Annotated in this window: 18 protein-coding genes; 10 read left to right on the top strand and 8 right to left on the bottom strand. The window is 67.3% G+C overall.

Annotation, left to right across the window (positions count from 1 at the left end; translation table 11 throughout):
* A complete protein-coding gene (locus AC5Y4H_RS15375; RefSeq protein WP_499983032.1) occupies positions 1-825 on the top strand; it encodes a biotin--[acetyl-CoA-carboxylase] ligase in 825 nt (274 codons plus the stop codon).
* A gap of 85 nt (positions 826-910) precedes the next feature.
* Positions 911-1,429 (top strand): PH domain-containing protein, encoded by a 519-nt coding sequence (locus tag AC5Y4H_RS15370; RefSeq protein ID WP_499983031.1) that lies wholly within the window; start codon positions 911-913, stop codon positions 1,427-1,429.
* On the opposite strand, the gene AC5Y4H_RS15365 is transcribed toward AC5Y4H_RS15370, so the two are convergent.
* Positions 1,384-2,055, bottom strand: coding sequence for a GtrA family protein (locus tag AC5Y4H_RS15365; RefSeq protein WP_499983030.1), 672 nt, complete (start codon positions 2,053-2,055; stop codon positions 1,384-1,386). The two genes, AC5Y4H_RS15370 and AC5Y4H_RS15365, sit on opposite strands and share 46 nt — an antisense overlap.
* 110 nt (positions 2,056-2,165) lie before the next feature.
* Between AC5Y4H_RS15365 and AC5Y4H_RS15360 the strand changes: the two genes are divergently transcribed.
* The 6 genes from AC5Y4H_RS15360 (at position 2,166) to AC5Y4H_RS15335 (ending at position 8,614) form a co-directional block, all read left to right on the top strand.
* Complete coding sequence (locus AC5Y4H_RS15360; protein ID WP_499983029.1) at positions 2,166-3,431, top strand: 5-(carboxyamino)imidazole ribonucleotide synthase; 1,266 nt, start codon at positions 2,166-2,168, stop codon at positions 3,429-3,431.
* Entirely contained in the window at positions 3,424-3,939 is a 516-nt protein-coding gene (gene purE / locus AC5Y4H_RS15355) for a 5-(carboxyamino)imidazole ribonucleotide mutase (RefSeq protein WP_499983028.1), read from the top strand. Before AC5Y4H_RS15360 ends, purE begins: the two co-directional genes overlap by 8 nt.
* 70 nt (positions 3,940-4,009) lie before the next feature.
* On the top strand, positions 4,010-5,179 hold the full coding sequence (locus AC5Y4H_RS15350; RefSeq protein WP_499983027.1) for an acyl-CoA dehydrogenase: 1,170 nt from the start codon (positions 4,010-4,012) through the stop codon (positions 5,177-5,179).
* Positions 5,180-5,379: 200 nt separating this feature from the next.
* Positions 5,380-6,570, top strand: a complete 1,191-nt coding sequence (locus tag AC5Y4H_RS15345) for a PP2C family protein-serine/threonine phosphatase (RefSeq protein ID WP_499983026.1) — start codon at positions 5,380-5,382, stop codon at positions 6,568-6,570.
* On the top strand, positions 6,567-8,168 hold the full coding sequence (locus tag AC5Y4H_RS15340; protein ID WP_499983025.1) for a sensor histidine kinase: 1,602 nt from the start codon (positions 6,567-6,569) through the stop codon (positions 8,166-8,168). The genes AC5Y4H_RS15345 and AC5Y4H_RS15340 overlap by 4 nt, the downstream gene beginning before the upstream one ends.
* The gene (locus AC5Y4H_RS15335) at positions 8,165-8,614 is read left to right on the top strand and encodes a response regulator (protein WP_499983024.1); all 450 of its coding nucleotides are present in this window, start codon (positions 8,165-8,167) and stop codon (positions 8,612-8,614) included. The genes AC5Y4H_RS15340 and AC5Y4H_RS15335 overlap by 4 nt, the downstream gene beginning before the upstream one ends.
* 9 nt (positions 8,615-8,623) lie before the next feature.
* Here the strand turns inward: AC5Y4H_RS15335 and pstA are convergent, their stop codons facing one another.
* Genes pstA through AC5Y4H_RS15310 form a run of 5 tightly spaced genes read right to left on the bottom strand, consistent with a single transcriptional unit; the run spans position 8,624 to position 13,623 of the window.
* Positions 8,624-9,469, bottom strand: a complete 846-nt coding sequence (gene pstA / locus AC5Y4H_RS15330; protein ID WP_499983023.1) for a phosphate ABC transporter permease PstA — start codon at positions 9,467-9,469, stop codon at positions 8,624-8,626.
* A gap of 1 nt (position 9,470) precedes the next feature.
* Positions 9,471-10,496 carry a phosphate ABC transporter permease subunit PstC gene (gene pstC, locus AC5Y4H_RS15325; protein ID WP_499983054.1) on the bottom strand — a complete coding sequence of 342 codons (1,026 nt, stop codon included), beginning with the start codon at positions 10,494-10,496 and terminating at the stop codon, positions 9,471-9,473.
* Positions 10,497-10,515: 19 nt separating this feature from the next.
* Positions 10,516-11,631 carry a phosphate ABC transporter substrate-binding protein PstS gene (gene pstS / locus AC5Y4H_RS15320; RefSeq protein WP_499983053.1) on the bottom strand — a complete coding sequence of 372 codons (1,116 nt, stop codon included), beginning with the start codon at positions 11,629-11,631 and terminating at the stop codon, positions 10,516-10,518.
* 49 nt (positions 11,632-11,680) lie between these two features.
* A complete protein-coding gene (gene pstS / locus AC5Y4H_RS15315) occupies positions 11,681-12,805 on the bottom strand; it encodes a phosphate ABC transporter substrate-binding protein PstS (RefSeq protein ID WP_499983022.1) in 1,125 nt (374 codons plus the stop codon).
* Positions 12,802-13,623: an ATP-binding cassette domain-containing protein gene (locus AC5Y4H_RS15310; protein WP_499983021.1), complete on the bottom strand. Its 822-nt coding sequence runs from the start codon at positions 13,621-13,623 to the stop codon at positions 12,802-12,804. Before AC5Y4H_RS15310 ends, pstS (AC5Y4H_RS15315) begins: the two co-directional genes overlap by 4 nt.
* 184 nt (positions 13,624-13,807) lie before the next feature.
* Here AC5Y4H_RS15310 and pstS (AC5Y4H_RS15305) point away from each other — a divergent pair, with 184 nt between their 5' ends.
* Both pstS (AC5Y4H_RS15305) and AC5Y4H_RS15300 read left to right on the top strand, forming a co-directional pair.
* Positions 13,808-14,908 carry a phosphate ABC transporter substrate-binding protein PstS gene (gene pstS, locus AC5Y4H_RS15305; RefSeq protein ID WP_499983020.1) on the top strand — a complete coding sequence of 367 codons (1,101 nt, stop codon included), beginning with the start codon at positions 13,808-13,810 and terminating at the stop codon, positions 14,906-14,908.
* Positions 14,909-14,940: 32 nt separating this feature from the next.
* On the top strand, positions 14,941-16,926 hold the full coding sequence (locus tag AC5Y4H_RS15300; RefSeq protein WP_499983019.1) for a serine/threonine-protein kinase PknD: 1,986 nt from the start codon (positions 14,941-14,943) through the stop codon (positions 16,924-16,926).
* A 3-nt stretch (positions 16,927-16,929) separates the two neighbouring features.
* Here the strand turns inward: AC5Y4H_RS15300 and AC5Y4H_RS15295 are convergent, their stop codons facing one another.
* Both AC5Y4H_RS15295 and AC5Y4H_RS15290 read right to left on the bottom strand, forming a co-directional pair.
* A complete protein-coding gene (locus AC5Y4H_RS15295; protein ID WP_499983018.1) occupies positions 16,930-18,123 on the bottom strand; it encodes a CoA transferase in 1,194 nt (397 codons plus the stop codon).
* Between the two features lie 15 nt (positions 18,124-18,138).
* The gene (locus AC5Y4H_RS15290; RefSeq protein ID WP_499983017.1) at positions 18,139-19,053 is read right to left on the bottom strand and encodes a class I SAM-dependent methyltransferase; all 915 of its coding nucleotides are present in this window, start codon (positions 19,051-19,053) and stop codon (positions 18,139-18,141) included.
* Between the last annotated feature and the right edge of the window lie 30 nt (positions 19,054-19,083).

The raw sequence follows: 19,083 nt of genomic DNA, 5'->3' as shown, positions 1-19,083 counted from the left end.
GTGACAGAACGAGATCAGCTCCGAGCACCGTTGGACGAGAGCGCATTGCGCGCCGAGTTGATCGGCACCGGGCTGGGCTGGCGCAAACTCGAGGTCGTCGAGCAGACCGGCTCCACCAACGCCGACCTGCTGGCGCGCGCGGCGTCGGGCGACGACGTCGCCGGTGCCGTGCTGATCGCCGAGCACCAGACCGCGGGGCGGGGTAGGCACGGCCGCGGCTGGTCGGCCACGCCGCGGGCCCAGATCACCATGTCGGTGGGCGTCAGCGTCGTCGACGTCCCGACCACCGGGTGGGGCTGGCTGCCGCTGGCCACCGGGGTGGCAGTGGTCGACACCGTGACGCCGTTGCTGGCGGGGGCCGGGGCGCAGGCGGGTCTCAAATGGCCCAACGACGTGCTGGCCGGCCCGCCGGATTCGCCGGGCAAGCTGGCCGGAATCCTCGCCGAGGTGGCGAAGCCCGTCGTCGTTATCGGCTTGGGGCTCAACGTGACTCAGTCACCCGACGAGATCGACGGTCCCGGCGCGACGTCGCTACTCGACCTGGGCGTCGCCGCGCCGGACCGCACCCGGCTCGTCTCCGCCCTGCTGCGGGAGCTGGGCCGGCGGATTCTGGCCTGGCGCGCCGCGCGGGGGGCTGATTGGGCGCTGGCCGCCGACTACCGGGCGCGCAGCCTGACCATCGGCGCCCGGGTACGCGCGCACCTGCCCGGCGGCAAACAGGTCGACGGGACCGCGAGCGCCATCGATGACCAGGGCAGGCTCTGCCTGGAAAGCGGCGGGCAGACCGTAGTCGTCGCGGCCGGCGACGTGGTGCATCTGCGCTAGCGGCGATCGCAGGCGCCGGCTGTGGCGATCACCAGCGGCCCGGTCATCCACGGATCGTCGCGTCGCCCAGCTAATGTCGGCGGGCATGGGCTACCCGGATAATGTTCTGGCCGCCGGCGAACACGTCATCGTGCACCGCCACCCGCACTGGAAGCGGCTGATCTGGCCGGTGCTGGTTCTCATCCTGGTGACCGGGCTGGCCGCATTCGGCTCCGGATACCTCAACTCGACGCACTGGGAGCAGCTCGCCAAGAACATCATCTACGGCGTCATCTGGGGCATCTGGCTGGTGATCGTGGGCTGGCTGACGCTGTGGCCGTTCGGAAGCTGGCTGACCACCCATTTCGTGGTGACCAACCGGCGGGTGATGTTCCGGCACGGGGTGCTGACCCGCACCGGCATCGATATCCCGCTGGCCCGGATCAACAGCGTGGAGTTCCGCGACCGGATCACCGAGCGCATGTTCCGCACCGGGACGCTGATCATCGAATCCGCGTCACAGGATCCGTTGGAGTTCTACGACATTCCGCGGCTGCGCGAGGTGCACGCGCTGCTGTATCACGAAGTCTTCGACACCCTGGGTTCCGAGGAATCGCCCAGCTGACCCAGGCGGCTGGCGCGATTGCGCCAGGCGCGCAGCAGCGTGACGTTGTCGTCTTCCAGGCCGCCCTCCATCGCGTCCTCGAAGATTTCGGCGATACCGCCGGCGGTAAGCGCGGATTCCAGGGCCTTTTCGGGGTCGCGCGCGAACTGGTCCGGAAACACCCACCGCCGAAACGCCCAGAACCGGAACGCCATCTGCAGCAAGTTACCGACGATGTAGGCCGAGATGAAGTCGGCGACGTTTTCCACCGCCAGCGAGACCGTCGGCTCGCGCAGCTGCAACACGTAGCTGGAGAACCACAGCGGAGCCATGGACAGCAGCACGCCGACGCCGCTGAACGCGAAGAACAGCAGCGCCTCGTGGTGGCGCTCGCGCCCGCCGCGGTTGCGGAAGCTCCATTCCCGGTTCAGCACGTAGGACGCGATGACCGCGACGATGCCCGCTATCACCTTTGCGGTCACCGGTTTCGATTCGAGAATTGTCAGCTTCAGCGTGTAGAAAATCGCCGAGTCGATGACAAATGTGGTTCCGCCGACGATGGCGAATTTGATCAGTTCATGGTGGCGCAGCAAATAGGGCTGCATAACCCTAGGTAGACGCGCGATCGTGGCTTCGGCGAAGGACACAACACGTCAGTCTACGGACGGACACAAATTCGACGCAAAATCGTACATAACAATTCGGTGTCGGCCCCGGTCAACACGCCTTTGGCGCCGATTTGTCCCGCCGTGACACCATGATGGCCGTGCCGAGTACACGCCGCCCTCCGGGCGCAGCCCCCGTCGCGGGGACCCGAGCCGTCCCGCGCGCCGTCCCCGTGGTCGCGATGGTCGGCGGCGGTCAGCTCGCCCGGATGACCCACCAAGCGGCGATCGGCCTGGGGCACACGCTGAGGGTGCTGGCCACCGCCGCCGACGAGCCGGCCGCGCTGGTCGCGCCCGACGTCGTCATCGGTTCGCACACCGATCTCGAGGACCTTCGCAGGGTCGCGGCAGGCGCCGACGTGCTGACCTTCGACCACGAACACGTGCCCAACGAACTGTTGGAAAAGCTGGTCGCCGAAGGTGTCAACGTGGCGCCGCCGCCGCACGCCCTGGTGCACGCGCAGGACAAGCTCGTGATGCGCCGCCGGCTCGAGGCCCTCGGTGTCCCGGTTCCCCGCTATGCCGAGATCCGCAGCGTCGAAGAACTCGAGTCCTTCGCGAGTCGCATAGCCGGGCCCGTGGTCGTGAAGGCGGTTCGCGGCGGTTACGACGGGCGCGGCGTGCGGATGGCGCGCGACCCGTCGCACGCCCGTGAGATCGCTGCCGCCTTCCTGGCCGATGGTGTGCCGCTGATGGCCGAGGAGCAGGTGAACCTGCGACGCGAATTGTCGGCCCTGGTGGCGCGATCGCCGTTCGGCCAGGGCGCGGCGTGGCCCGTCGTCGAGACGGTGCAGAAAGACGGGATCTGCGTGCAGGTGATCGCTCCCGCGCCGGAGCTGCCCTCCGACCGGGCCGCAACCGCACAACAGCTGGCGTTGCGGCTGGCCGCCGAGCTCGGCGTGGTCGGGGTGCTCGCCGTCGAGCTCTTCGAGACGGCCGACGGCGAACTGCTGGTCAACGAACTGGCGATGCGGCCGCACAACTCCGGGCACTGGACCATCGACGGCTCGCGCACCAGTCAGTTCGAACAGCACGTGCGCGCGGTGCTGGACTACCCGCTCGGGGATACCGACGCCCTGGCACCGGTGACCGTGATGGCCAACGTGCTGGGCGCGCCCGAAGTCCCGGCGATGAGCGTCGACGAGCGGCTGCATCACCTGTTCGCACGAATGCCCGACGCCCGCGTCCACCTGTACGGGAAGCAAGAGCGTCCCGGCCGCAAGGTCGGGCACATCAACTTCGTCGGCTCCGGGCCGGCGGACCAGGAAAGCGTCGGGAAGCTGCGGGAACGCGCCGACCTGGCGGCACACTGGTTGTCACACGGGCAGTGGGCGGACGGATGGGATCCACATGACTAGAGCGCCTCGCGTCGGGGTGATCATGGGCAGCGACAGCGACTGGTCGGTGATGGCTGACGCGGTGGCGGCGCTGGCCGAGTTCGACGTGCCGGCCGAGTCCCGGGTCGTCTCCGCGCACCGCACCCCGCAGGTGATGTTCGACTACGCGCGCGACGCGGCCGGGCGCGGCATCGAGGTGATCATCGCCGGGGCCGGAGGAGCGGCGCACCTGCCCGGGATGGTCGCGTCGGCGACGCCGCTGCCGGTCATCGGTGTGCCGGTGCCGCTGGCGCGCCTCGACGGCCTGGACTCGTTGCTGTCGATCGTGCAGATGCCCGCCGGGGTTCCGGTGGCCACGGTCTCCATCGGGGGCGCCCGCAACGCGGGCCTGCTCGCCGTGCGCATCCTGGGCTCGTCGGACCCCGAGCTGCGGGCGCGGATCGTCGACTTCTCCGAGCAGCTGGCGGACAGCGTGCGGGCCAAGGATGAGGCGCTGCAGCAGCGCCAGGGTAGGGTTACTGGCCAGTAGCCCGGCGACGAAGTGCCGGGTAGCGGCCCGCTGAAGCCGGGCAGAATTGGCAGAGTGCAAGGAGGCCGACATGGCTCAGTGGGCCGGAGACCCCACCTTTGATTTGTTCCAATTGCCCGAGGAACACATTGAATTGCGGGCGGCGATTCGGGCGCTGGCGGAAAAGGAGATCGCTCCGCACGCCGCCGACGTGGACGAGAACTCCCGCTTCCCGCAGGAAGCCCTGGATGCGCTGAACGCGTCGGGCTTCAACGCGGTCCACATTCCCGAGGAGTACGGAGGTCAGGGCGCGGACTCGGTCGCCGCATGCATCGTGATCGAAGAGGTGGCGCGCGTCGACGGATCCGCCTCGCTGATTCCCGCCGTCAACAAGCTGGGCACCATGGGCCTGATCCTGCAGGGCTCGGAGGAGCTGAAAAAGCAGGTGTTGCCAGCCCTGGCCAAAGACGGGGCGATGGCCTCCTACGCGTTGAGCGAGCGCGAAGCCGGTAGTGACGCGGCGTCGATGCGGACCAAGGCCAAGGCCGACGGGGATGACTGGATCCTCAACGGCACCAAGTGCTGGATCACCAACGGCGGCAAGTCGACCTGGTACACCGTGATGGCGGTGACCGATCCGGACAAGGGCGCCAACGGCATCTCGGCGTTCATGGTGCACAAGGACGACGAGGGCTTTTCCTTCGGCCCGAAGGAAAAGAAGATGGGCATCAAGGGCTCGCCGACCACCGAGTTGTACTTCGAGAACTGCCGCATCCCCGGCGACCGGATCATCGGCGAGCCTGGCACCGGGTTCAAAACCGCACTTCAGACCCTCGACCACACCCGGCCCACGGTCGGCGCGCAGGCGGTGGGCCTCGCACAGGGCGCGGTCGACGCCGCCGTCGCCTACACCAAGGAGCGCAAGCAGTTCGGCAGGTCGATCTCGGACTTTCAGGGTGTGCAGTTCGAGCTGGCCGACATGGCGATGAAAGTCGAAGCGGCCCGGCTGATGGTCTACACCGCCGCCGCCCGCGCCGAACGCGGCGAGCCGAATCTCGGATTCATCTCCGCGGCCGCAAAGTGCTTCGCTTCCGACACCGCCATGGATGTGACGGAGGCGGCCGTGCAACTGTTCGGCGGCGCCGGTTACACCACCGACTTCCCGGTCGAGCGGATGATGCGCGACGCCAAGATCACGCAGATCTACGAGGGCACCAATCAGATTCAGCGCGTGGTGATGTCGCGAGCGCTGCTGCGCTGACGGTTTTCCGGCGATGCTGTTGCAGATAATCGAGCAACACCGCTTAGGATCTGCACTCGGTGCGTGAAGTCCACACCGACGATCGGTAAACAGCCACCGACTTACGTCCGACCGACCACTGTCACAGGGCTTATCGCGGCAAAGGGGTCTGCAGTGCAGAACGTGCCTTCTGATGCCCGTCCACTGACGGCCGGGATTTGATGCCCGTGCGCGCTCCAGTGACGCCGACGGCGAGTTGGCAGTCACTGTCGTTGTTGTTGGTCGAGGACGACCGCGCCGACGCGGTGCTGGTGGAAGACCTGGTCACCGACGCGGTCACCGACATCCGGGTGGTGTGGGCGAAGTCGATGGCGCACGCCGAACGCGAGCTGGAATCCGCCCGGCCCGACTGCGTGCTGCTGGATCTGCACCTGCCCGATGCCAGCGGGATCGACGCGCTCAACCGCATCGCCGACCTCGACGCCACGGTGCCGATCGTCGTGCTGACCGGTCTCAACGACGAGTACTTCGGCGCTTCGGCGGTGGCCGCCGGCGCCCAGGACTACTTGGTCAAGGGCCGGGTCGAGCCGGAGATGTTGCGCCGAGCGCTGCTGTACGCCATCGAGCGCAAGCGCGCCGAACTCATCGCCGCCGATCTGCACGCGACGCGGTTGCGGGCCCGTGAGAACGCGCTGCTGGAACGGGGCCTGCTGCCCTCGCCGCTGCTGCTGGACAACCCGGGCGTCGACATCGTCGCCCGGTACCGGCCGAGCCGCGAAGACGCGTTGCTGTGCGGAGACTTCTACGACGTCGTCCAGACGGCCGACCGGGTCGTGCACGTCCTGATCGGCGACGTCGCCGGCCACGGCCCGCATGAGGCCGCCCTGGGCGCGGCATTACGCATCGCGTTCCGCGCGCTCACCTTCGCCGGTGTGCACGGCGTCGAACGAATGCGTCAGCTCGAGCGGGTCTTGTATTCGGAACGAACCGACACCGGAATCTTCGCGACGGTGCTCAGCCTCGAGATCGCGCCCGACAGCCCGCGGGTCGGTGTCATCCGCGCCGGCCATCCCGGAATGCTGGTGCAGGCCGGGGGAACCGTCGCCTGGCACGAGCCGGCGGGTGGTCCGGCACTGGGCCTGCGCGCCGGCGACTGGCCGGCCGAGGAGCTGGACCTGCCCACCGGGCACGCGCTGCTCTTGCTGACGGACGGACTCTTCGAGGGATATTCGGGGGAGGGCACGCAGCGTCTCGGCGAGGACGGCTTGCTCGCACTGGCCCGCGCGCACGCGAACCAGCCCGGCCCCGCGTTCGTCGACGCACTCATCAACGGTGCCCAGACGCTCGCGCAGCCGCGCGGCGGTCTGACCGATGACATCGCCGTCCTGCGCATCGAAAGGACTACCTCGTGATCGCGTCGCGTCCACTCAGACTCACGGAGCTCACGGTGCGGGGATGGCTCGCGTTGGTGCTGTGGGTCATGGGCGTGATTGTGCTCGTCGGGGCGTTGGTGGGCGCCGTGTTGCTGCATCGCACCGACGAGGTGTCGCGCCAGATGGCCCACAGCATTCAACCGGCGCGTGTCGCCGCGACGCACTTGCAGGCGGCGTTGCGTGACCAGGAGACGGGCATGCGCGGCTACCTGATCGCCGCCGACCGGCAGTTCCTCGCGCCGTATTACGACGGGCAGCGCGCCGAACAGGCTGCTGCGGAAGAGATTCGGCGTGTGGTGGGCGGCCGCGCGGAACTGATCGCCGATCTGGACGCGGTGGAGGCCGCCGCCGCCGACTGGCGGACCAACTATGCCGAGCCACTGATCGCCGAGGTGGCTCCCAAGACGCCGACCTATGTCAGCCCACGCACGGCCGACATGGGCAAGATCAAATTCGACCACCTGCGTGAGCTCTTCGATACGCAGAACGTGCACCTGTCGGCGGCCTCCGCGGCCGCCATCGACGAGCTCAACGAGATCAACGGCTGGCGCGACTGGGTGCTGGGCACCACGGTGCTGATCGTGATCGGGGCGGCCCTGGTGTTGGGGCTGCTCAGTCGCGCCGCGATCACCCGGCCCATCGCGGCGCTGGCCGCGGCATGCCGACGCATCACCGAGGGCAATTTCGAGGAGCGGATCTCCCCTCCGCGGCGTCCCAGAGACATCCAGAACATGGCGATCGACGTGGAGAACATGCGCAAGCGCATCGTCGAGGAGCTCGAGGTGTCGCGGTCGGCGCAGGCGCAGCTGGACGAACAGGCCGCCGAATTGCGGCGATCCAACACCGAACTCGAGCAGTTCGCCTACGTCGCCTCCCATGACCTGCAGGAGCCGCTGCGCAAGGTTGCGTCCTTTTGCCAGCTGCTGGAAAAACGCTACGGCGACAAGCTCGACGAGCGCGGCATCGAATACATCGGGTTCGCGGTCGACGGCGCCAAGCGCATGCAGGCGCTGATCAACGACCTGCTCACCTTCTCCCGGGTCGGCCGGCTCGGCACCACCGAAACCGAGGTGCAACTCGACGCGACGCTCGATGCCGGTCTGGCGAACCTGGCGACCGCGATCGAGGAAAGCGATGCGCAAATCGTGCGTCCCGCGCAGCCGCTGCCGCAGATCCTGGGGGATCCGATGCTGCTGACGATGCTGTGGCAGAACTTGATCGGCAACGCAATCAAGTTCCGGCACAAGGACCGTGCGCCCCGCATCGTCATAGACTGCTCGCCCGGGGCCGGCTCCCACGACCGCGAATGGCTGCTGAGCGTGGCGGACAACGGCATCGGCATCCCGGAGGAATTCTCCGACAAGGTCTTCGTGATCTTCCAGCGGCTGCACGGCCGGGATGTGTACGCCGGCACCGGAGTAGGCCTGGCTTTGGTCAAGAAAATCATCGAGCACCACGGCGGCACCGTCCGGATCGATCCGTCCTACACCGAGGGGACACGATTCGAATTCACCCTGCCCATGCCCGAATCCGTCGACGAACCAGACTCGGTTGCTTTGGAAGGAGCGCAGCAATGACGACACCAGAAGGCAGAGCAATCGACATCCTGCTCGTCGAGGACGACCCGGGTGACGAGCTCATCACCCGAGAAGCGTTCGAGCACAACAAGCTCAAGAACAGGCTCCATGTCGCGCACGACGGGGAGGAAGGGCTCAATTACCTTTACCGGCGCGGTGAGTTCGCCGACGCGCCGCGGCCCGACCTCATCCTGCTCGACCTGAACCTGCCCAAATACGATGGCCGCCAGCTACTGGAGAAGGTCAAGTCCGACCCCGACCTGTCGCGAATCCCGGTGGTGGTGCTCACCACCTCCTCGGCGGAGGAGGACATCCTCAAGAGCTACAAGCTGCACGCTAACGCCTACGTCACCAAACCCGTTGACCTGGACCAGTTCATGAAGGCCGTGCGGCAGATCGACGAGTTCTTCGTTCAGGTGGTGCGGCTGCCGGGCAACGGGGCCTGACCGGGGTTATTACGATTCCGAGTGCCGCCGCGCGAACCAGGTGACCATGCGCCCAAGAATGATCAGCAGCAACACGAACACGATCAGCAGGAACGCCGCGTCGTAGGACAGGTCGCGAGCCGCTTTCGACGGCAGGTTGTAGAACGTCCAGATCGGGTAGGTCAGGTAGCCGACTGGTGAGTCGGTGAGCTTTCCGCTCGGGACCGAATTCGACCAGCCGGCCGTGTACAACATCGGGGCCGTCTCGCCGACCGCGAGCGCGAGAGCGACCAGCAGGCCGGTGACGATTCCGGGGATCGCCGACTTGAGCACGATCTTGCGCAGGGTCCAACCGAGCGGCAGCCCGAGCGCCTCCGCCCCCTCCCGGTAGGACGTCGGCACCTGAGACAGGGCGGACTCGGTGGCCTTGGCGATGTACGGGATGCTCAGAACCGACAGCGTCAGCACCCCGGCCGCCAGGGAAAACCCCCATCCGAATTTCACCACCAGCGCCAGATAGCCGACGTAGCCGAGCACGATCGACGGGATGCCGGACAAGATCTCATAGGCGCCCCGCAGAATGGAACGGGTTCTGCCGCCGGCGAATTCGGAGAGATATATCCCGGTCAACACGCTGACGGTGCCCCCGACCAGCATGACGCCCACGCCGATGACCACGGTGCCGATGATGGCGTTGCGCAGCCCGCCGCCGTTGCCGCGAGTGCTGTCGGTCAGCACACTGAATTTGAAGACCGGTAACGCACGCCCGACGACCTCGATGAGCATCCACAGCGTCGGCACGACCACCACCGCGAGGCAGCACACGCACGCGCCCCAAAACAGCGCATTGACGACCTTGCGTCGGGCACCGACCATCTCAGACACCTCGTCCCACCGGCAGCGCCGTGCCCGACACCCGGCGCACCATCGCGCGGGCCGCGACGTTTGTCAGCAAGGTGATCACCATCAACACCAGGGAGACCTCGGCGAGTGTCTTCACCGCGAAGTCGGTGAAGTCGGTCATCGCCGAATCCAGCTGTGACACCACGGTGGCGGCGATGGTGGTCATCGTCGCGTAGATGTTCGTGGGCATCGCGCCCAGCACCGCGCCCGAGACCATGGCGACCGCCATCGTCTCGCCCAACGCGCGCCCCAACCCGAGCACCACGGCGCCGATGATGCCGCTCGACACCCACGGCAGGGTGACCCGCCGCGCGCACTCCCAGTCGGTCATCCCCAGCGCGACGGCGCCCTCGCGGGGCAACACCGGAACCTGCCGGATCAGGTCGCGGGTGGTGCTGGCGATGATGGGAATGACCATGACCGCCAGCACCAGCCCGGACACCAATAAGCCCTCCCCGTTACCGGTGTCGCCGCGTAAGTAGCTGAGCACCGGCACGTCGGGGGCGTTGCGGGCGATCACCGGAGCCACATGGTGGGCGATGAACGGGCCGAAAGTCATTGCCCCCCATAGGCCGACGATGACACTGGGGATGCCGGCGAGCAATTCGAGCACCATCCCAATGGCCGACGCGAGACGCTTCGGCAACCGCTCCACGATCACCAGCGCCGCACCGATCGACACCGGTACCCCGATGACCAGGGCGATCGCCGAGGTCGCCAGCGTCCCGACGATCAGCGGCAACGCCCCGTAGTAGGCGCCCACCGGATGTTGGACGCCGCGGGTGAAGACGGCGTCGCCATAGGTGTTGCCGGGGTTCCACTCGGTGGCGGTGAAAAAGTGCAGGCCGTTGACCTTGATCGCGGGCAGCGCCTCGAGCAACAGGGTCGCGAGCACGAACACGAGTGCGAGCAGCGGAATTACCGCGCCCACCGCACCCAGGGAGCGGATGGCCAGGCCCGGGCGGCGCGCGCCGCGGATCCGCGCCCGCGCACCCCCCATCACGCCGGTCACCAAACCCCTACTGGCCGCTGATCTTGGCGATCTGGGCGTCCGACGACTTCGCCACCTCGGCCGGCAGCGGCTGGAAGTGAACCTTGTCCAGGAACGAGGCGTTGTTGCCGTCGGTGATCGCCCAATGCAGGAAGGCCTGCAGGGTCTGGGCGGTGGCGCCGTCCTTCTGGCTGCTGTTGACGATCGCGTACTCGTAGTTGACGATCGGGTACCCGTCGGCGGCCGGCCCGTTGATCAGCGAGATCGCCTGGTTCGCCGGGGTTTTCGAAGCGAAGCCGGCGGCCGCGGCCTGAATGCTTTTGGCGTCGGGCAGCAGGTACTTGTCCGAGGCGTTGGCCAGCTGCGCCTCGCCGAGCCCCTTCTGCTGGGCCTGGTCGAGGAAGCTGATGCCGATATAGGCCACGCACCCCGGGGTGTCCGCACAGCCGGTCACCATGCCGCCGTTGCCGTTCTCGCCCAGCGCGCCGGGCACCGTCGGGAAGGCCACGGTGGTGCCGAAGCCGGGCGATTTACCCCAGCCGTCCGGGTCCTGCTTGGACAGGTATTGGGTGAATAGGAAGGTGTCACCGGAACCGTCGGAGCGATGCAGTGGAACCACCGGCGTGGCGGGCAGGTTCACGCCGGGGTTCAGCCCGGCGATCTGCGGGTCATTCCAGGTTTTGACGGTGCCGTTGTACATGCCGGCCAGCACCTTGCCGTTGAGCTTGATGTGCTCGGTGACACCGGGCAGGTTGTAGTTGACCTGCTGCGCCGAAATGGCCAGCGCGATGTTCATCAATCCCTTGTGCGCGGCCATGTCGCCCTCGGACAGGTAGGCGTCGGAGGCGCCGATGGCGACCGCGCCGGCCGCGGCCTGGGAGATCCCGGTGCCGGAGCCGGTGCCTTGGGTGGTGATCGTGACGTTCGAGTACTTGTCGTGATAGGCCGGGCCCCACAGGTTGAACAGCGGGTACAACAGCGTGCTGCCGGTCTCGGACAACGTCAGCGGCGATGACGCCGGCGTCGTCGCGACCGGGCCGCCGCCACCACCCTGATTCGGCGAACCACTCTGCGAATTCGAACCACACGCGGCCGCGACCACCACCAACGGCGCGGCGGCGGCCACCGCCAGCAACTTACTCATCCGAACTTTCACGGTCTTCTCCCTTTCGTTGGTGTCCCTTGTTACTGGCTCATCCGCTGATCTTGGCGATTTGGGCGTCCGACAACTTCGCCACCGGGTCCGGCAACGGCTGAAAGTGAACTTTGTCCAGGAACGAGGCGTTGTTCCCGTCGGTGATCGCCCAGTGCAGGAATGCCTGCAGGGTCTGGGCGGTGGCGCCGTCGCGCTGATTTCCGTTGACGATGGCGTACTCGTAGTTGACGATCGGGTAGCCGTCGGCGGCCGGGCCGTTGATCAGCGAGATCGCCTGGTTCGCCGGGGTTTTCGAGGCGGAGCCGGCGACGGCGGCCTGAATGCTTTTGGCCTTGGGCAGCAGGTATTTGCCGAAGGCGTTGCCCAGCTTGGCCTCACCCAGCCCCTGCTGGTCGGCCTCGTCGAGCGAGCCGATGCTTGTGTAGGCCACACAGCCGGGGTTCGCGGCGCAGCCGGTCACCATGGCACCGTCGCCGTTCTCGCCCAGCGCGCCGGGCACCGCCGGGAAGGCGACGGTGGTGCCGAAACCGGGCGAACGGCCCCAGCCGTCGGGGTCCTGCTTGGACAGGTACTGGGTGAACTGAAACGTGCTGCCGGAGCCGTCGGAGCGATGCAGCGGAACTACCGGGGTATCCGGGAGCTGCAGGCCGGGGTTGATGGCGGCGATGTGCGGGTCGTTCCAGGTTTTGATGGCGCCCCGGTACATGGCGGCCAGCACTTTGCCATTGAGCTTGAGGTGCTGATGGACGCCGGGCAGGTTGTAGTTGACCTGCTGAGCCGAAATCGTCAGCGCGATGTTCAGCAATCCCTTGTGCGCGGCCATGTCGCCCTCGGACAGGTAGGCGTCGGAGGCGCCGATGATGACCGCCCCGGCCGCGACCTGGGAGATCCCGGCGCCCGAGCCGCTGCCCTGGGTGGTGATGGTGACGTTCGGGTACTTCGCCCGATAGGCGGCGCCCCACTCACTGAAGAGCGGGTAGAGCAGTGTGCTGCCGGTCTCCGAGAGCTCCATCGTCGATCCCGCCGGCGCCGTGGCGACGCTGCGGGCGGTCGGCCCGGTACTCGCCGCACCACCCGTCGCCCTCGAACCGCAAGCTGCGATCCCCAGGGCCGGCGGCGCAATGGCCACCAGGCCCAGCAGCGTACCCAGACGGGTCTTCACGTCCTCGCTTCTTCTTCTCCGGCAGGCTCTCTCCCGCTGTCGACCGTCCGCGACCCCCCCTCGTGCGAGGAGCCCTCGGCCGGCCGGAACGGGGCAAAGTAGCGGACGGTCTCCTCATGCTTCGGCGACAGGAACAGCTGCTTGGTCGGCCCCTCCTCGACCAGCCTTCCCTCGAAAAAGAAGGCGGTCCGGTCACCGGTGCGGGCGGCCTGCGCGAGGTCGTGCGTGACCATGACCACGGTCAGCCGGTCGGCGAGTGATCGGATGAGTCCCTCGATCTTTTCGGTCGTGGTGGGGTCCAGCGAGGAGGTGGGCTCGTCGAGCAACAGCACCTCCGGGTTGACGGCGAGCGCCCGGGCCAGGCACAACAGCTGCTGCTGGCCGCCGGAGAGCCGGAAGGGCGAGTCACCGAGCCGATCCTTGACCGCCTCCCAGAGGCCGACCTCGGTGAGCCGGGACTCGGCGACCTTTCTGAACTCCTTGCGCGGCACCATTTTGTGAGCGCGCACGCCGGCCACCACGTTGTCCATGATCGACATCGGGAACGGATTGGGACGCTGGAACAGCATGCCGACGCTGCGGCGGAACTCCATCAGGTCGCGGTCGGCGAAGATGGTGCGCCCGCCTAACAGGACATCGCCGCTGTGCCGGAATCCGGAGACCTTGTCGTTCATCCGGTTCAGGGTCCGCAGGAAGGTGGTCTTGCCCGAGCCGGTCGGGCCCAGCAGGGTGGTGACCGAGCGGGCGGGAAAATCGAGGCTGACCTGCTCGAGGACCGTCTTGGGGCCGAATCCCAGGGTCAGGTCGACCGCGCGCATGAGTTGGCCATCATCGGCGACAGGAACCGCAACTGCGGCAGGTATTTGTTGTTCGCGACGCATTGACAACCGATGCTACGTGTTCGAGCGCGGCACGCGGTCACCGCTCATTAACCTCTTATTCTTTGTCAAGGGTTTGTATATTCGCGATTGGTTAACTTTTGTTGACGATCGAAGGAGTTTTGTGAGGTTCGCTCGAGTTGGCGTCGCACTGAGCCTGGTGGCCGTCACCGCCCTGGGGCTGACAGGGTGCGGCGGTGACTCGGGTTCGTCCGGCGCCAAGGCGCCGACGGTGGACTGCGGCGGCAAGAAGGTGCTGAAAGACAGCGGCTCGACGGCTCAGCAGAACGCGATCGAGCAATTCGTCTACGCCTACGTTCGCGCCTGCCCCGGCTACACCCTGGATTACAACGCGAACGGGTCCGGCGCCGGCGTGACGGAATTCGTCAACAACCAGACCGACCTCGCCGGGTCCGATGTCCCCCTGGACCCCTCCACGGGCCAGACCGACCGGGCGGCGCAGCGGTGTGGTTCGCCGGCCTGGGATCTGCCCACCGTGTTCGGGCCGATCGCGGTCACCTATCACCTCAGTGGGGTGAACGGGCTGAAATTGGATGGGCCGACCGTCGCGAAGATCTTCAACGGCACCATCACCAAGTGGGACGACCCGGCGCTGAAGGCGATCAACTCGGGCCTCAACCTGCCCTCGACGCCCATCACGGTCATCTTCCGCAGCGACAAATCCGGTACCACTGCGAATTTTCAGAAATATCTCGATGGCGCTTCCGACGGCGCATGGGGCAAGGGCGGCAGCGAGACGTTCAACGGCGGCGTCGGGCAGGGTGCCAGCGGGAACAACGGCACGTCGGCGCTGCTGCAGAGCACCGAGGGGTCGATCACCTACAACGAGTGGTCCTTCGCTGTAGGAAAGCAGCTCAGCATGGCGTCGATCATCACGTCGGCCGGCCCGGACGCGGTGCCCATCACCAAGGACTCCGTAGGGAAGACGATCGCCGGAGCGACCTTCAGTGGGCAGGGCAACGACCTGGTGTTGGACACCTCGTCGTTCTACAAGCCGACGCAGTCCGGCGCCTACCCGATCGTGCTCGCCACCTATGAAATCGTCTGCTCGAAGTACCCCGACGCGGCCACGGGCAAGGCGGTGAAGGGGTTCATGCAGGCGGCGATCGGGCCGGGCCAGGACGGTTTGGACCAGTATGGCTCCATCCCGCTGCCCAGCTCGTTCACGGCGAAGCTGTCGAGCGCGGTCAATGCGATTTCCTGACCGAGTTAAGGACAAGCGAAGGAGGTTCGAGGGTGAGCGATAGCGGGCCGGCATCGCGGGTCGGGTCCTGGTTCGGCCCCTACCGACTCGTGCGACTGCTGCGCCAGGGCGGCATGGGTGAGGTCTACGAGGCCGAGGACACCCGCAAGCGCCGCATGGTGGCCCTGAAACTGATCTCGCAGCAGTTCACCGGCAACTCGGAGTTCCGCGCCCGCCTGCAACGCGAGGCCGACATCGCGGGGCGGCTGACCGAACCGCACGTGGTGCCGATTCACGACTACGGCGAGATCGACGGCCGCTTTTACGTGGACATGCGCCTCGTCGACGGTGTCGATCTGGGCACGCTGTTGCATCGGGACGGGCCGCTGGCCCCACCGCGGGCGGTCGCCATCATCCGCCAGGTCGCCGCCGCGCTCGACGCTGCACACGCCGCCGGGGTGATGCATCGCGATGTCACACCGGGAAACATCCTGGTCACCCCCAGCGACTTCGCCTACCTGGCGGATTTCGGCATCGCGCAGGCGGCGACCGATCCAGGCCTGACTCAGGTCGGAACCGCGATCGGAACGTATTACTACATGGCCCCGGAACGATTCACCGACGATGAGGTCACCCATAGCGTCGACATATATTCGCTCGCATGTGTTTTGAGCGAGTGCTTGACCGGCTCGCCGCCATACCGGGCCGACACCGTCGAACGGCTGGTCGCCGCGCACCTGACGAAGACGGCGCCGCCGCCCAGCCAGTTGCGCCCCGGCGCGTTTCCGCCCGCCTTGGATGAGGTGATCGCCAAGGGCATGGCCAAACGTCCCGAGGAGCGCTATCGCACCGCAGGCGAATTCGCCGCCGCCGCCCACGAGGCGCTCACGACATCCGAGCAACGGAAGGCCACCAGCATTCTGCGCGAGGGGGAGAGTGCGGCGCTGGGTGCGGTTGCAAACGATCAGCGCTTCACGCGCGGGCCGGATCCGTTTGTTCCGTCGCCGGGCGCCAACACCGTGGCGGGTCCGTGGCCCTCGGGGGGCATCGGTGCGAGCCGGAGCGACCGGTCCGGCCCCTCGCTGATCCGCGCCGCCCCAACGACTTCCGGCCGAATGTATGGACCGGGCACGGACTTCGGGCGTCCCGCCGTCCCGCACGACAACAAGCGCAAACAGTGGATCATCGTCGGCGCCATCGCTCTCGTCGCGCTCGTCGCTTTCGTCGTGGCGGTCGTCGGCTACCTGTCCACCGAATCCTCGGGACCGAAGCAGGCGAGCGGTCAAAGTGTGTTGCCATTCAAGGACATTGACTTTCGTTTGTCTCCGGGCGGGGTGGTACTGGACAGCGCCGGAAACGTCTACGTGACCAGCGAGGGCATGTATGGCCGGGCGGTGAAACTGACGGCCGGTTCGGACGCCACGACGGTGCTGCCGTTCAACGGGCTTTACCAGCCGCAGGGCTTGGCGGTCGACGGCGCGGGCACGGTGTACGTCGCCGATTTCAACAACCGGGTGGTCAGCATGGCCGCGGGCTCCAACAATCAGAAGCAGCTGCCGTTCTCCGGCCTGAACTATCCGGAGGGCGTCGCGGTCGACAGCCAGGGCGCCGTGTACGTCGCCGACCGAGGCAACAGCAGGGTGGTGAAGCTGGCGGCCGGATCCAACACCCAAACCGTGCTGCCGTTCAACGGCCTCAAGAACCCGGACGGAGTGGCCGTCGATCCCGCGGGCAACGTCTACGTCGCGGACACCGACAACAACAGGGTGGTGAAGCTCGACGCTGCGTCGAATACCGCGTCGGAGTTGCCATTTCATGACTTGTCCGTGCCTTGGGGGATCGTCGTGGACAACAGCGGCACGGTGTACGTCACCGAGCACGACAAGAACGACGTCGTCAAGTACCCTCAGGGCGCGACCACCGGGACCGTCCTGCCGTTCGACGGGCTGAACACCCCGTTGGCGGTGACGGTCGACAAGGACCAGAACGTCTACGTCGCCGACCGCGGCAACGACCGGGTGGTCAAGCTGACTCCGTGAGGCCTACGACGTGGGCTGCGGCGCGCCCAGGTACTCCTCGGTGTGCTGGCCGAGGGCCGGCGGGGGTTCGGCGGCCGCCGCGTCGAAGCTGGAATAGCGTGCCGGAGTGCGGATTACCGTGACCTCATCGGTGCCCTCGCCGACCGGCAGGGCAAGCTCGTTCTCGGCGAACAGCGCGGTGCCGACCACCTGCTTCCAGGTGTAGGCGTGGCAGGCCATCAGGCCGCCGTCCTGGAGCAGCCGCACCCATTCGTCCGCGGTCTTGGCGGCCAGGGCCTTCTCGAGCTCCTCCGTCAGCTCGGGATAGTTGAGCGCCCGCGCGCGCTGGTCGATGAACCGCTCGTCGTCGCGCATGTCGGGCCGGCCGATGATCTCGCACAGCTTGTCCCAGTGCTTGGGCACGTACGCGCTGATCACCAGGTACCCGTCGGCGGCCTTGAAGGCGTCCGACGGCTGGGTGGCGAACCCAACACCCTTGCGTTTCTTGGGCTTTGGCACCGCGTCGGGCTTCGGCGCCTCGGTCGGCTTGTTCAGGTGGATGGTCAGCTGGCTGGCCTGCAGGCTGACCGCGACGTCATACATGGCGACCCGCACGACGTCGGCCACACCGTGACGCTCGCGGTTGAGCAGCGCGGCCAGCACGGCCTGGGCCAGCACGTGACCGCTTGCGGCGTCGACGAGCTGGAACGGGATGATCTGGGGTTTGCCGGTGGGCGTCGGCATCCCGGTGGTCATGCCCGACTCGGCGGCGACCATCAGGTCGACGCCCGGCCGGCTGCCCTCCGGGCCGTTGCCGCCGTACGCGGAAAGACGCGCGTAGATGAGTTTGGGATTGCGCGATTGCAGCTCGTCGGGACCCAGTCCCATGCGTTCCATCACCCCGGGCCGAAACCCTTCCAGCACAACGTCGGCCGTATCGACCAGCGCAAGGATCTGCTGCTTGGCCTCGTCGCTGCGCAGGTCGGCCATCACTGACTTCTTGCCCCGGTTGTGGGGGAGGAACAGGGTGGCCAGCGGCGGGCGCCCGGGCAGGACCGCGGTGATGTGCCGGGCCGCCTCGCCGATGGGCGCCTCGATCTTGATGACCTCGGCACCCAGGTCGGCCAGCACCTGTCCGGCCATCGGCCCGGCGATGTTCTGGGTGAAGTCGAGCACCCGGAATCCGTCAAGTGGCTTGGCCGGCTTGCTGTTTGGCATCGCGTTTGCCTTCCTCTAACCTGTCCTGTGCAACACCGCGGTGCAGTAGTAGTTCTGCGCAAAGGGCGCGCCGGGGTCGGTCGACTGCAGCGGCAGGCCGTTGTTGGCCAGCATCTGGTTCAGCGGAGTGCGGACCGGCTGCCAGCCTCGCTGCTGCAGGTAGGTGGCCACGTCGTTGCGCTCGCCGGGGAAACCCAGTTCACCCAGGGCGATGTCCAGGCCGTTGCGCCGCCACTTCTCGCTCGCCGCGTTCAGCGCGTCCCCGCTGACGCCCGTATTCGCGAAAACCTCTGCCACCAACTGACTTCCGTTCGCGGACAGCGCGGTGATGTTGTCCAGCAACCGATCTTGAGCCTCGGGCGGCAGGAAGCCGATCAGTCCCTCGGCGGCCCAGGCGGCGGGCCGCCCGGTGTCGAAGCCGGCTTGGCGTAGCGCCGACGGCCAGTCGTGGCGCAGGTCGATCGGAACGGCGCGCACCTCGGCGGTGGGCTCGGCGCCGAGGTGGGCGATGGTGCTGGCCTTGAATTCGAGCACCTGCGGCTGGTCGATCTCGAACACCGTGGTGCCCGGCGCCCACGGCAGCCGGTAGGCGCGCGCGTCCAGGCCGGAGGCCAGGATGACCACCTGGTCGATGCCGGCCGCTCCCGCCTCGGCGAAGAACGCGTCGATGTAGCGGGTGCGGGCGGTCATCATGTCGGTCATCCGCTGCATGCCCCACGCGGCGCCGGGCACGTCGACGTCGGCGGAGTCGAGCTCGCCGGCGGCCCACCGCGTCATGAAGTCGACTCCGACCGCGCGCACCAGCGGCTCGGCGAACCGGTCGTCGATCAGCCCGTCCAGGGTCGCCCGGGCTCGTCCGGCGGCCACCATGGTGGCGGTAGCTCCCACGCTGGTGGCCAGGTCCCAGCTGTCGTTGTCGGTGCGCGCCATCGACGAAACCCCTTCCGATCTACTGGTTAG

Source organism: Mycobacterium sp. NGS58 (assembly GCF_059812385.1).
This window is presented reverse-complemented; position numbering and strand designations above follow the sequence as displayed.

Bases quoted from the DNA above. Each gene is read 5' to 3' on its own strand.
- AC5Y4H_RS15335 (WP_499983024.1), top strand. From the start codon at position 8,165: ATGACGACACCAGAAGGCAGAGCAATCGACATCCTGCTCGTCGAGGAC.
- purE (WP_499983028.1), top strand. From the start codon at position 3,424: ATGACTAGAGCGCCTCGCGTCGGGGTGATCATGGGCAGCGACAGCGAC.
- AC5Y4H_RS15350 (WP_499983027.1), top strand. From the start codon at position 4,010: ATGGCTCAGTGGGCCGGAGACCCCACCTTTGATTTGTTCCAATTGCCC.
- pstS (WP_499983053.1), bottom strand. From the start codon at position 11,631: ATGAGTAAGTTGCTGGCGGTGGCCGCCGCCGCGCCGTTGGTGGTGGTC.
- pstA (WP_499983023.1), bottom strand. From the start codon at position 9,469: ATGGTCGGTGCCCGACGCAAGGTCGTCAATGCGCTGTTTTGGGGCGCG.
- AC5Y4H_RS15370 (WP_499983031.1), top strand. From the start codon at position 911: ATGGGCTACCCGGATAATGTTCTGGCCGCCGGCGAACACGTCATCGTG.
- AC5Y4H_RS15295 (WP_499983018.1), bottom strand. From the start codon at position 18,123: ATGCCAAACAGCAAGCCGGCCAAGCCACTTGACGGATTCCGGGTGCTC.
- AC5Y4H_RS15360 (WP_499983029.1), top strand. From the start codon at position 2,166: ATGATGGCCGTGCCGAGTACACGCCGCCCTCCGGGCGCAGCCCCCGTC.
- pstC (WP_499983054.1), bottom strand. From the start codon at position 10,496: ATGGGGGGTGCGCGGGCGCGGATCCGCGGCGCGCGCCGCCCGGGCCTG.
- AC5Y4H_RS15310 (WP_499983021.1), bottom strand. From the start codon at position 13,623: ATGCGCGCGGTCGACCTGACCCTGGGATTCGGCCCCAAGACGGTCCTC.
- AC5Y4H_RS15345 (WP_499983026.1), top strand. From the start codon at position 5,380: ATGCCCGTGCGCGCTCCAGTGACGCCGACGGCGAGTTGGCAGTCACTG.
- AC5Y4H_RS15290 (WP_499983017.1), bottom strand. From the start codon at position 19,053: ATGGCGCGCACCGACAACGACAGCTGGGACCTGGCCACCAGCGTGGGA.